Here is a 12619-nt window from a genome sequence, read left to right on the forward strand (position 1 = left end):
GGGGCAGGCCAGTGAGCGAATTTATGAGGGGCGTAAAAAGTGTCTTTGATCTCAACAGTCGTGCCGTTTATGACGGAAGTATCAAACTATAATATCCCCCACGATTTGTGGCTTGCTTGTACCGCTTTGTTGTTCCGTGATGCGAATGGTGGCGCTTATGCAGGGCGCACCATGGAACTAACCATGGAGCTTCCTTATGTCGTTACGAGTATTCCAAAGGGGCATAAGTTTTCTTCCGTTGTTGATGGCCACAAGCCTTTAAAGTTCCAGTCCAAGTATGGGATCTTTGCAATTGCGGTTCCCAATGAGAGTGTCGCAGACCTGAAAATTGTAGAAGGTGTGAACGAAGAAGGTCTCACTTTCAGCGTACTTGCCTTTTCCGGAGCATCTGGTCCTGCAGCTAATACTGCCAAGACTAAGGCAATGCTTGCTGCAATCGATCTTGGTGCTTGGGTTTTGGCGCAGTTTGCTAGCGCGGCAGACGTGAAAGAAGCGCTTGGCCATAACACCGCAATACTAACTGCACTCGTGCCCTTGCATGGTGCAAAAACGCCGTTTCATTTTGTCGTACATGACCGTGCGGGTAAGTCGATTGTCATCGAGTTCTCAAGCGAGAGGCAAAATGTTTATGATAACCCGGTCGGTGTAATGACCAATGGGCCGGAATTTACGTGGCACCTGACTAACCTGAATAACTATACCTTCCTGACTAATCTCGATCAGTCAAAAGGTAAGTTTGGTGACTTGCAGGTCTCTCAGCCTGACTCGGGTATAGCGACAGCTGGTTTGCCCGCATCAAATACCTCAGTTGGGCGGTTTGTGCGCGCGGCGTATTATTCGACGTTTGCCGAAAAGCCAGCTCCGGAAAAGGCCGTTCGTGCACTTGGCCATATGATGAACAATTTTGATCGTCCGCGTGGCATAACGATTGATCCGCCGCAATCTGGTGGTTTAGATATTGAAAGTTTTGCTACTGAAGGTGATAAAGAGTATGAGTCAGAATATACATCCTGGACCGTGCTCGGTGATTTAACTAACAATGAGTTCTACATTCGTACTTACGATTCAATCAACTTCATTAAGTTTGATTTAAAGCAGGTTTTCGCGAAGAATGAATTCAAAATAGCCCCACTCGATAAAATATCTGCTGCGGGTATTTTTGATGTGACTGATATTATATTAAAGTAAAATATCATTACTTTTGTTTGCGTGGCTTATTACAATGTTAGATCGGCCACGCAAACATATAAGACAATTATGTGTTTAGAGCAGCGGTTTCCCAATCCGTCCTCTATACATATTCTGCGGGCGGTTATCGTGTGTTTTGTGATTTCCGTTACGCCTATCAACAGGATCGCCTTAGCAATTGATCTGCCTTGCGTATTGATCGCGTCAACCTGACGAAGTTTCGTGACAATACATTCGGCCTTTTGCCTTTACGGCGCAAATTCAATGTCCTCCTTCCGTTCATGAGCTATATTTCAAAAAGGATCATTGCTTCGGGCGGGTCTTTTTTCGTTCTCGAGGATGTATGCTGACATATATCTCATGCCCTTTTTGCATCATTATATGCAATTTGAGAACTAATTGGGCATTTTGTCGTTCAATCCGTTGTTTTTAAAATATTTTATTGGTACCAAAATAATCTTTTGGGAATGAAGCGCTTGACTATCTTAGCGGGCAACTTCTTATATATCAGCTGATTAGGCAGACTTTTAATTGAGCGGCAAGGCACACCCAGCCGTTCAGCTAGGAATGAAATATGCAGCGCGTTTTCGACGGACATAATGATGTCCTTCTGCGTCTTTGGGAAACCCAGCGTAAAGGTGGCGACCCAATCAAAGAATTCATCGACGGCACAAAGATCGGCCATATCGATCTGCCGCGCTCCCGCAAAGGCGGCCTCGCTGGCGGTATCTGCGCCATCTATGTTCCATCGGGCGAACATATCGAGCTGGGCAAGCCGGACGCCAACGGTCATTACGTTACGCCGCTTTCGCCACCGCTGGAACGCGCACCGTCCCTAGACATCGCCCTTGAATTCGCGTCGCTCGCACTTCGTCTTGAAGAAGCCGGTGGCTGGCAGCTATGCCGCAATGGTGCAGAGCTTGATGCAGCTATCGAAGGCGACACCTTCGCTGCCGTGCTTCATATGGAAGGCTGTGAAGCGATTGATGCAGATCTCGCAGCGCTGGACGTTTTCTATGCAGCAGGCCTGCGCTCGCTCGGTCCCGTCTGGAGCCGCAATAATATTTTTGCGCATGGCGTGCCATTCGCGTTCCCGATGAGCCCTGATACTGGTCCGGGTTTGACTGAGGCTGGCGAGCGTCTGGTTAAAGAATGCAATCGCAAAGGCATTCTGATCGACCTCGCACACATCACCGAAAAAGGTTTCTGGGATGTGGCTAAACTCAGCGATCAGCCATTGATTGCCAGCCACTCCAATGCCCATGGCCTTACTCCGGTTGCCCGCAACCTGACGGACCGTCAGATGGATGCGATCCGGGAGAGCAAAGGGCTTGCCGGTCTCAACTATGCAACAACCATGTTGCGTTCAGACGGCATGGAAAATGCTCAAACCCCACTATCCGACGTCGTCCGTCACATCGACTATATGGTCGAGCGCATGGGTATCGATTGCGTGGCCCTTGGCTCGGATTACGACGGAGCCACCATCCCTGCAGAAATCGGCGACGCTGCCGGAACGCAAAACCTCGTCACAGCCTTGCAGAAGGCGGGGTATAAAGACGACGAACTTGCAAAGCTCTGCCGCAACAACTGGGTACGCGTATTGAAACAGGCTTGGCACGAAGCCGCCTGACCGGAAACAAAACAATAGACAGAAAGGGAACTAAAATGAACCATTTCGGACGTTTTCGTCTTCTCGCGGCTGGTGCGGCTTTTGCCGCCATCATGGCTGCAAACCCAGCATTTTCGGCGACGCCAGCTGACACGCTGGTTCAGGCATGGGCAATTGATGACACCATCACGCTCGATCCGGCTGAATCATTTGAGCTTTCGCCAGCTGAATTCATCGGCAATGCCTACGACATGCTGGTTCGCCTTGACATCAACGACACGTCAAAGGTCGTGCCGGGTGCTGCTGAAAGCTGGACCATTTCGGAAGACGGCCTCACCTACACCTTCAAGATGAAGCCTGACATCAAGTTCGCTTCCGGCAACCCACTGACCGCAAAAGATGTAGCTTACACATTTGAACGTGCTGTTCGCCTTGATAAAAGCCCGGCTTTCATTCTGACCCAGTTCGGCCTGAATGGCGAAAACGTCGTTGAAAACGCCAAAGCGGTTGATGACACAACTTTCGTTCTGAAAGTTGACAAAGCCTATGCACCAAGCTTCGTGCTGAACTGCCTGACGGCTACCATCGGCGCAATCGTGGACCAGAAACTGCTCGAAGAGCATTCGGTCAAGGTAACACCGACTGACGACTACAAATATGATACCGATTATGCCGCTGCATGGCTCAAGACCGGCTATGCAGGTTCTGGCCCGTTCAAAATTCGCGACTGGCGCGCCAATGAAGTTGTCGTTCTCGAACGCAACGATAACTATTATGGCGAAAAGGCTAAGCTCGCTCGCGTGTTTTATCGTCACGTCAAGGAAAGCGCCACACAGCGTCTGATGCTTGAATCGGGTGACGTTGACGTTGCACGTAACCTGGAACCGGGCGACCTTGAAGCTGTTCAGAAGAACAAGGAACTCGCAGCAGTCGACGCGCCAAAGGGCACCGTCTACTACATCTCGCTGAACCAGAAAAACCCGAACCTTGCAAAGCCTGAAGTTCGCGAAGCTTTCAAATACCTCGTTGATTACGATGCAATCGGCTCGACCCTGATCAAGGGCATTGGCGAGGTTCGTCAGACCTATCAGGCAAAGGGTGTTCTCGGCGCTCTGGATGCAGCTCCTTACAAACTTGACGTCGAAAAAGCCAAGGAACTGCTTGCCAAGGCTGGTTTGAAAGATGGCCTGTCGGTCACTTTCGATGTTCGTAACACCCAGCCAGTCACCGGCATTGCTGAATCCTTCCAGCAGTCGGCTGCTAAAGCTGGCGTGAAGATCGACATCATTCCGGGCGATGGTAAGCAGACACTGACCAAGTACCGTGCGCGTAACCACGACCTTTATATCGGTCAGTGGGGCATGGATTACTGGGATCCAAACTCGAATGCTGAAGCCTTCACGTCGAACCCTGACAATGGCGATGATGCATCCAACAAAACGCTGGCATGGCGTAATGCATGGGACATTCCTGAGCTGACAAAGCAGACACAGGGAGCATTGCTCGAACGCGACAACGACAAGCGTGCAGACGAGTACAAGAAGCTTCAGCAGGAAGCGCTTGAAACAAGCCCATTCGTTATGTTGTTCCAGCAGATTGAAGTGGCAGGTCTTCGCGGCAACGTAAAGGGCTACAAACTCGGACCGACATTCGATTCGAACTTCCTCGCACCAGTCAGCAAAGACTGATCTGAAGAACGGTCAGACAATTGAATACAACAACAGCTGTTAAGAAAAAGAGGGGCGCCCGACGGCGCTCCTCTTCCATCGCTTTGGCGATTGCCAGTTTTCTGGCTATCGTCATAACCACCTATCTTGGCCTTCTGGCCGTTACCTTCTTCATCGGCCGCGTCGTGCCGATTGACCCGGTTTTGGCCATTGTTGGCGACCGCGCACCCGCGCATGTGGTTGAGCGCGTGCGTCAGGAAATGGGCTTCAACCTCCCCTATTACCAGCAGTTCTACCTTTATGTGAAAGGTGTCTTGCAGGGTGACTTTGGAACGTCTGTTCTGACAACCAATCCGGTTATGACCGATATTCGCCGCGTATTCCCGGCAACGATGGAACTCGCAACCATCGGCACAATTATCGGTGCTTTGTTCGGCATTCCGCTCGGTGTTTTGGCCGCTGTTAAGCGTGGCAGCATCATCGATCAGATCGTGCGTGTAATCGGCCTCGTCGGCTATTCCGTACCGATCTTCTGGCTTGGCATGCTTGCACTTCTGGTTTTCTATGCGCGCCTTGGTTGGACCGCTGGCCCCGGACGTATCGACATCACGTTTGAATATACTTTCACGCCAATCACCGGCTTTTATCTGGTTGATGCAATCATCCAGCGCGACTGGGAAGCACTGCGCAACATCGTCTCGCACCTTGTATTGCCGTCCGCTCTGCTTGGATACTTCTCGCTTGCCTATATCAGCCGTATGACGCGTTCTTTCATGCTCAACGAACTTGAGCAGGAATATATCGTGGCAGCGCGTGCAAAGGGCATTTCAGAAACCCGCATCATCTGGGGCCATGCTCTTCGCAATGCTGCAGTGCCGCTAGTGACTGTGATCGCACTTTCTTATGCAGGTCTTCTTGAAGGCTCGGTTCTCACCGAAACCATTTTCTCATGGCCGGGACTTGGTCTTTACATCACCAATTCACTGCAAAATGCTGACATGAATGCCGTTCTTGGTGGTACGATTATCATCGGCTCGGTGTTTATTGCGCTCAATCTGGTGTCCGATCTTCTTTATCGGCTTCTCGATCCAAGGACGCGCACACGATGAGCCAAATGACAGAAACATCCAATCTTTCGTGGCGCGAATGGCTGCTTTCAGAGCGCCCACAATCGCGTATGCAGGCACGTCTCGGTCGTTCTTACATGATCTGGCGTCGCTTCACGGCCAACAAGCTGGCCGTATTTGGCCTACTTATCATCATTGCACTGCTGCTCGTTGCAGCCTTCGCTCCTTTGCTGGCTCCGCATTCGCCTTATACCGGCGACCTCGCCAATGCCCGTCTGTTGCCTCCGGGCACACCGGGCTACTGGCTCGGCACAGATGATCAGGGGCGCGATATTCTTTCGCGCCTGATCTATGGTTCGCGCCTGACGCTGTATGTTGTGCTTCTGGTTGCCATCATTGCAGCACCAATCGGGCTTTTGGTCGGCACCGTTGCCGGTTATGCAGGTGGTTGGGTTGATGCGGTTCTGATGCGTATCACCGATATTTTCCTTGCATTCCCAAAGCTCATTCTGGCTCTCGCCTTCGTGGCAGCCTTGGGACCGGGCATTGAAAATGCCATTATCGCTATCGCTATCACGTCTTGGCCGCCTTACGCACGTATTGCACGCGCTGAAACCCTCACCATTCGCAATTCGGATTACATTTCCGCAGTGCGTCTGATGGGTGCTTCGCCGTTTCGCATCATCCTGCGTCATGTCATGCCGCTTTGCACATCGTCGCTGATCGTACGTGTGACGCTTGATATGGCTGGCATCATCCTGACCGCAGCCGGCCTTGGCTTCCTTGGTCTTGGTGCACAGCCGCCATTGCCAGAATGGGGCGCCATGATTGCTTCGGGTCGCCGATTCATTCTCGATCAGTGGTGGGTTGCCGCCATGCCGGGTATTGCGATTCTTGTCGTCAGCCTTGGATTCAACTTCCTTGGCGATGGCCTGCGCGATGCGCTTGATCCGCGGGGTAACAACCAATGAAGCCACTTCTGACAATTGAAGACCTGCGCGTCACTTTCCCAACCCGCACGGGTGCTATTGAGGCGGTTCGCGGCGTAAGCTTTACGCTTGGTCGTGAGCGTCTTGGGATCGTCGGTGAATCCGGTTCGGGTAAATCTCAAACCGGACGCGCCATCATGGGGCTTACACCGCCCCATGCGAAAATCACCGCCACGAAGCTTGAGTTTGACGGTATCGATCTTCTCAACACATCTGCCCGCGAGCGCCGCTCATTGCGCGGCGGTCGTATTGCGATGATTTTGCAGGATCCAAAATATTCGCTCAATCCTGTGATGACTATCGGTAGGCAGATTGCTGAAACGCTTAAAGCTCACGGCAAATTTTCGAGTGCGGAAATCCGCTCCCGTTCGATTGCCATGCTGGAAGCCGTACAAATCCGTGACCCTGAGCGCGTGATGAAGCTCTATCCGCACGAAGTTTCGGGCGGCATGGGACAGCGCGTCATGATCGCCATGATGCTGGTGGCAGAGCCGGAAATGTTGATCGCGGATGAGCCAACATCGGCGCTCGATGTGACCGTTCAGCTCGAAGTGCTTGGCATTCTCGACAAGCTGGTTGCAGAGCGCGGCATGGGGCTGATCTTTGTCAGCCACGATCTGCGTCTTGTTTCCTCTTTCTGCGACCGTGTGATTGTCATGTATGCAGGCAAGATCGTTGAGGAAATCGCAGCGAGTGATCTCGCCAATGCGAAACACCCTTATACGCAAGGATTGCTGAACTGCATGCCGAAACTCGGAACTGACCGTCATCCGCTTCCGACCTTGCAGCGTGAGGAGGCGTGGCGTCTATGAGCACTGCACCAGCACTTAGCGTCGATAAGATCGACGTGTTTTTCGATGAATTCCATGCATTGAAATCGGTGAGCATCGATGTCGCGCGCGGAGAATCCTATGGTTTGGTCGGCGAATCCGGCTCTGGTAAATCCACGCTTCTGCGTGCAGTAGCCGGGCTTGCACCTGTTGATGATGGCGAAATCCGCATCGATGGAACGCTGCTCAAAACGCCGCGTGATAAAGCCTTCTATCGCAACGTTCAGATGGTTTTTCAGGACCCTTATGGCTCACTGCATCCGCGCCAGACCGTTGATCGGCTGTTGCTTGAACCACTCGCCATCCATGGCATAGGTGATACGGAAAAACGTATCGTCCGTGCGCTGGATGAAGTGGGGCTGGGTTCGGGCTTCCGTTTCCGCTATCCGCACCAGCTTTCGGGCGGCCAGCGTCAGCGTATTGCGATTGCACGCGCACTGATCATTGAGCCAAGCATTCTGCTTCTTGATGAGCCGACCTCAGCGCTTGATGCCTCAGTGCAAGCCGAAGTGCTCAACCTGCTCGAACAGGTGCGTCGAGACCGTAAACTGACCTTCGTTATGGTCAGTCACGATCTTGGCGTCGTCACCCATATGTGTGAGCGGCTGGCCGTCATGCGTAATGGTGAAGTGGTTGAGCAGCTGGAAGCTGGTGATCTTGTTAGTGGTAAAATATCAGCCGACTACACGAAGAATCTGATGGCTGCCAGTGAAGGCTTTAAACGCTAATAAAGCCGACGCTCTCCGTTGTATGTTGCGCAACGGAGAGCGTCTTTGTAAATTTATAATTATTTTGATGACTTTGTTTGAGCGCCGTTAAAGCGCAAAGCGCCTTTTGCCATTTTGGGAAGCTTAACTCCCAAACCTATGTTTCTCTATAGTCGAGCTGCGGCGTGGGATCGTTGCCCGCATAAAATTATTAACTCAGCGGTTTAAAGAGTTGATAGGTTAGCGAAATTCTGATCATCCTCTATCAAATAGCGATTTGGAGAGGTGCGCAGTATGTCCACAACGTCCGGACTTTATGCCGATACGATACTTTATAACGGTACTATCTGGTGTGGATATAATGAAGGCATATCTGATGCGCTGGCGGTTTGGCAGGGTAAGGTACTTGCGACAGGGACCAAAGATGAAATCTGGTCTCTTAAAGGCGATAAAACGCGTTTGATCGATCTGGAAGGGCGGTTCGCCACGCCCGGTTTAAATGATGCACATCTTCACCTCATTTCGGTCGGTCTGACGCTCAATTGGATTGATGCAACACCGCACGCAGCACCGACTTTGGAAAGCTTGCTTGGCGCAATTCGCGAACAAGCTGCCTCGGTTCCTGCTGGAACATGGATCAAAGCGCGTGGCTATGATCAGACGAAGCTCGATACCGGTCGTCATCCGCATAAATCTGAACTCGATGCTGCTGCTCCCGATCATCCGGTCATGTTGGTGCGTGCCTGCGGTCATGTCTCGATTTTTAACTCGAAGGCTTTTGAGCTTGCCGGCATTGATGAAAAATCACCCGTACCTGATGGCGGTCTGATTGAGCAGCAAAATGGCGTACTGACCGGAATGGTTGCCGAAAATGCGCAAGGTGTTGTGCGTCAGGCTATTCCAGTGGCTACCACCGAGGAAATGATTGAAGCGATCGAAGCGGCAGGCAATATGTTGCTTTCCTACGGCATTACCAGCGTTATGGATGCAGCGGTTGGACATATAGCGGGCTTTGATGAGATCAAAGCTTACAATCTTGCCAAGCTTCGTAAGAAGTTGCCTGTTCGCACTTGGCTTGTTTTGCTGGGTGATCCCGGCACCTCTATTGTCGAGAAATGTTATGAGGCCGGTTTGGTTTCAGGCGTTGGCGATGACATGCTGACTGTTGGTGCGGTTAAGATATTCCTTGATGGTTCGGCGGGCGGTCGCACCGCCTGGATGAGCAAGCCTTATCTGGGCGAAGATGATAATATCGGTGTGCAGATATTGCCCGATGCTGAGCTTGAAGCAATGGTTCTCGATGCTCATAAAAAAGGGTATCAGCTTGCTTGTCACGCCATTGGTGATGCTGCAATTGGTCAGTTGATTACTGCATATGAGAAGGCGCTTGCCGCTCACCCTGATGCGGATCGTCGTCACCGGATTGAACATTGCGGTTTCTCCACACCTGAACAACATGAACGGATGAAGAAGGCGGGGATCTATCCGTGCCCGCAGCAGGTGTTTATTTACGACTTTGGTGACGCCTATATTTCGGTTTTGGGTGAGGATAGGGCGCTTTCGAGCTATCCGCTCAAGACGTGGAAAAATCTGGGCTTTAAACCCGCAACAGGAAGTGATGCCCCTGTTTGTCATCCAAATCCGTATCCAAATATCTACTCCATGCTGACGCGCGAAACTGGCAAAGGTACTGTCATGGATGCGCGCGAATGTGTGAGCATTGAAGAAGCCCTTCAGGTCTACACTGAATATGGTGCGTTTTCACAGAAGCTGGAAAACGTGAAAGGAAAACTTATTCCGGGACAGGTTGCTGATATCGCTGTGTTTTCGCGCAATATGCTGACCGCAACACCACAAGAAATTCTCAACGATACGCTTTGCATGCTTACCATTCGTGACGGCGAAGTGGTATTCAAACGTTGATAAGAAATCAAAAAAACTAGGATGGGGAAAATTATGAGAAAATTTGCATTGCTCGCGGCTTTATCTGCGGCGTTGATGGCAGGAACTTCAGCCTATGCTGCTGACGAACCGCGTACAGGCGGCGTTATTAACTTTGTCGCACCTTACGGGGATAGTTTCTCGACACTCGATGTTCAGGCATCACCGACCACACAAGATGAGTTTTATGCGAAGGCGATCCACCGCACGCTTTATGACTGGGATGCCGATCTGAATAAGCCTGTGCTGGGTCTTGCAACTGATGTAACGGTTTCAGATGACAAACTCGTCTACACCTATAAGCTGCGAGAGGATGCGTTTTTTCATAACGGCAAGCCGCTGACCGCAGACGATATTATCTGGAGTTTTACCCGGATAATGGATCCAAAGAAAACATTTCCTCCAGCGCGTTATATTTCTGAAATCAAAGGCGCGGACGAATATAATCAAGGCAAAGCGACGGAAATTTCAGGTCTCAAAAAGATCGACGATCACACGCTGGAAATCACGCTCAAGCAGCCAATTGATCCGGGCTACCAGTTTATGCGCAACAACACGTCGATCTATCCGGCAGGCGAGGGCGACAGTGATGAATTTCAGCGCAAGCCAGTTGGTCTTGGACCGTATAAATTTGCGGAATATATCCCAGGCTCCCGTCTGACGGTCGAGAAATGGGATAAATATTATGAAAAAGGCAAGCCTTACGCAGACAAGATCAATATCATGATCATGGGCGACGCGTCGGCGCGCGATGTGGCTTTCCGCAACAAGGAAATTGATGTCGCCGTGCTTGGGCCTGCGCAATATTCCGCTTATCTCGCCGACCCCGAACTCTCGAAAAATATGATAGAAGTTGCTGAGGTTTATACGCGTGCGGTGGGCTTTAACCCCGATTTTAAGCCATTTCAGGATAAGCGTGTTCGACAAGCGATTAATTATGCAATCGATAGTGATCTGATCATCAAGCGCTTGGTGAAGGATAAGGCCTATCGCGCTGTTGGCTGGTTGCCAAATTCTTCTCCTGCGTTTGACAAGGATGCAAAGCCGTATCCGTATGACCCCGAAAAGGCGAAGGCTCTACTGGCAGAAGCGGGCTATCCTGACGGTTTTGAATTTGAATTGACCGCCACACAAAATGAGAGTTGGGGTCTAACGATTGTTCAGGCGATCATCCCTATGCTGGCTAAGGTTGGGATCAAAGTCACACCTAAGCCGGTGGAGGCTTCGGTGCTTGCTGATGTTGTTCCGTCGGGCAATTTCCAAGCCTATATGTGGTCTTTGGAGAATGGTCCTGATGCGCTGACTGCTATGCAGTGCTTCTATTCAACAACCCCTCAGTCGGCATGTAACTATCAGAAGTTTGCCAATGCAGATTTCGACAAGCTGGTTGATGAAGCTAAGCTCGCTAAAACGGAAGATGAGAAGAACGAGCTACTGAAGAAAGCCAATAATCTGTTGCAGGAAGAAGCGCCGGTCTGGTTCTTCAACTACAACAAGGCTGTGATGGCACATCAGCCATGGTTGCATGGTCTTCAGCCAAACTCGGCCGAACTCGCAGTTCAGTCTTATGAGAAGCTCTGGGTTGACGACACTGTCCCGTCTGGGCGCTAAATTGAGCTGATTTTGATCGGCTCGCTTGTTGTGGGCGGGCTGATCTTCGCTGATCCGAAAAGAGGACTGTGTGCTCTATTTTATTGTCCGTCGCGTTTTGCAGATGATACCGACCGTTATTGCGGTATCGCTGCTGATATTTGTCATTTTCAGCGTGGTTCCCGGTAGCATAGCAACGGGGCTTGTTGCGAGTGGCAAGGGCATGAATGATCCTAAAATGGTCGAAAAGATCACGCAGGAGTTCGGTCTCGATAAGCCGGTTCATGTTCGCTTCGGCAATTATATGGTGCAGCTTGCGCAGTTCGACCTTGGAACCTCTTACAGATCACGACAGCCAGTTGTTTCTCTTCTACAGGAGCGGATGGGACCGACGCTGAAACTGGCGTTTGTGGCGATGGGTTTTGCAATCTTGATTGGGGTGCCGCTGGGCTTTCTGGCTGCATTGAAGCCGGGTAGTATTCTCGACAGCGTTACGATGATTGGCGCGGTGTCTGGACTTTCACTTCCACAGTTCTGGCTTGGTCTTCTGCTGATGTATCTCTTTGCGCTAACGCTCGGCTGGTTGCCGAGTTTTGGCTATGGGGATGGCGGTATACGAAATGTGATTTTACCTGCGCTGACCTTAGGCGTGGCGCCACTTGCCCTTCTTGCGAGGACAACTCGCGCTGCAGTGCTTGAAGTGATGGGGGCAGATTTTATCCGCACCGCGCGTTCAAAAGGTATGAATAGTTTCCGCCTTGTGCAGTGGCATGTCATGCGTAATGCGCTTGTGCTCATTATCACAACCATTGGCTTGCAGTTCGGCTCAATGATGGGGCAGGCCGTTGTTGTGGAGAAATTATTCTCATGGCCGGGTCTTGGTTCACTGTTGATCGATAGCGTTGCATTGCGTGATATCCCGGTGGTGCAGGGTGCAATTCTGGTGATTGTATTGTGGTTTCTGATCATCAATACAATTGTTGACATCCTTTATGCGGTCATTGATCCGCGTATTAGCCACGAGTAGG

General features: G+C 51.1%; 10 protein-coding genes. All 10 read left to right on the forward strand.

Annotation, left to right across the window (positions count from 1 at the left end; genetic code table 11):
• Positions 1-39 precede the first annotated feature (39 nt).
• The 10 genes from J2782_RS07855 (at position 40) to J2782_RS07900 (ending at position 12618) form a co-directional block, all read left to right on the forward strand.
• Positions 40-1188, forward strand: coding sequence for a linear amide C-N hydrolase (locus J2782_RS07855; RefSeq protein WP_310011168.1), 1149 nt, complete (start codon positions 40-42; stop codon positions 1186-1188).
• A 574-nt stretch (positions 1189-1762) separates the two neighbouring features.
• Entirely contained in the window at positions 1763-2821 is a 1059-nt protein-coding gene (locus J2782_RS07860; protein WP_310011171.1) for a dipeptidase, read from the forward strand.
• Between the two features lie 35 nt (positions 2822-2856).
• On the forward strand, positions 2857-4488 hold the full coding sequence (locus tag J2782_RS07865; RefSeq protein ID WP_310011173.1) for an ABC transporter substrate-binding protein: 1632 nt from the start codon (positions 2857-2859) through the stop codon (positions 4486-4488).
• A 77-nt stretch (positions 4489-4565) separates the two neighbouring features.
• Positions 4566-5576 carry an ABC transporter permease gene (locus J2782_RS07870; protein ID WP_310012282.1) on the forward strand — a complete coding sequence of 337 codons (1011 nt, stop codon included), beginning with the start codon at positions 4566-4568 and terminating at the stop codon, positions 5574-5576.
• Positions 5573-6505 (forward strand): nickel transporter permease, encoded by a 933-nt coding sequence (gene nikC, locus J2782_RS07875; RefSeq protein ID WP_310011175.1) that lies wholly within the window; start codon positions 5573-5575, stop codon positions 6503-6505. The genes J2782_RS07870 and nikC overlap by 4 nt, the downstream gene beginning before the upstream one ends.
• The gene (locus J2782_RS07880) at positions 6502-7335 is read left to right on the forward strand and encodes an ABC transporter ATP-binding protein (protein ID WP_310011177.1); all 834 of its coding nucleotides are present in this window, start codon (positions 6502-6504) and stop codon (positions 7333-7335) included. Before nikC ends, J2782_RS07880 begins: the two co-directional genes overlap by 4 nt.
• Positions 7332-8081: an ABC transporter ATP-binding protein gene (locus J2782_RS07885; protein ID WP_310011178.1), complete on the forward strand. Its 750-nt coding sequence runs from the start codon at positions 7332-7334 to the stop codon at positions 8079-8081. The genes J2782_RS07880 and J2782_RS07885 overlap by 4 nt, the downstream gene beginning before the upstream one ends.
• Positions 8082-8354: 273 nt before the next feature.
• Positions 8355-9983 (forward strand): amidohydrolase, encoded by a 1629-nt coding sequence (locus tag J2782_RS07890; protein WP_310011179.1) that lies wholly within the window; start codon positions 8355-8357, stop codon positions 9981-9983.
• Positions 9984-10016: 33 nt separating this feature from the next.
• Positions 10017-11612, forward strand: coding sequence for an ABC transporter substrate-binding protein (locus J2782_RS07895; RefSeq protein WP_310011180.1), 1596 nt, complete (start codon positions 10017-10019; stop codon positions 11610-11612).
• Between the two features lie 70 nt (positions 11613-11682).
• Positions 11683-12618, forward strand: coding sequence for an ABC transporter permease (locus J2782_RS07900; RefSeq protein WP_310011181.1), 936 nt, complete (start codon positions 11683-11685; stop codon positions 12616-12618).
• The last annotated feature ends 1 nt before the right edge of the window (position 12619 follow it).

The sequence above is a fragment of the Brucella pseudogrignonensis genome (genome assembly GCF_031454375.1).
GTDB lineage: Bacteria > Pseudomonadota > Alphaproteobacteria > Rhizobiales > Rhizobiaceae > Brucella > Brucella pseudogrignonensis_A.

What these genes read in the sequence shown, in the direction of transcription:
- J2782_RS07860 (WP_310011171.1), top strand. Translation starts at nt 1,763, where the DNA reads ATGCAGCGCGTTTTCGACGGACATAATGATGTCCTTCTGCGTCTTTGG.
- J2782_RS07865 (WP_310011173.1), top strand. Translation starts at nt 2,857, where the DNA reads ATGAACCATTTCGGACGTTTTCGTCTTCTCGCGGCTGGTGCGGCTTTT.
- nikC (WP_310011175.1), top strand. Translation starts at nt 5,573, where the DNA reads ATGAGCCAAATGACAGAAACATCCAATCTTTCGTGGCGCGAATGGCTG.
- J2782_RS07880 (WP_310011177.1), top strand. Translation starts at nt 6,502, where the DNA reads ATGAAGCCACTTCTGACAATTGAAGACCTGCGCGTCACTTTCCCAACC.
- J2782_RS07885 (WP_310011178.1), top strand. Translation starts at nt 7,332, where the DNA reads ATGAGCACTGCACCAGCACTTAGCGTCGATAAGATCGACGTGTTTTTC.
- J2782_RS07890 (WP_310011179.1), top strand. Translation starts at nt 8,355, where the DNA reads ATGTCCACAACGTCCGGACTTTATGCCGATACGATACTTTATAACGGT.
- J2782_RS07895 (WP_310011180.1), top strand. Translation starts at nt 10,017, where the DNA reads ATGAGAAAATTTGCATTGCTCGCGGCTTTATCTGCGGCGTTGATGGCA.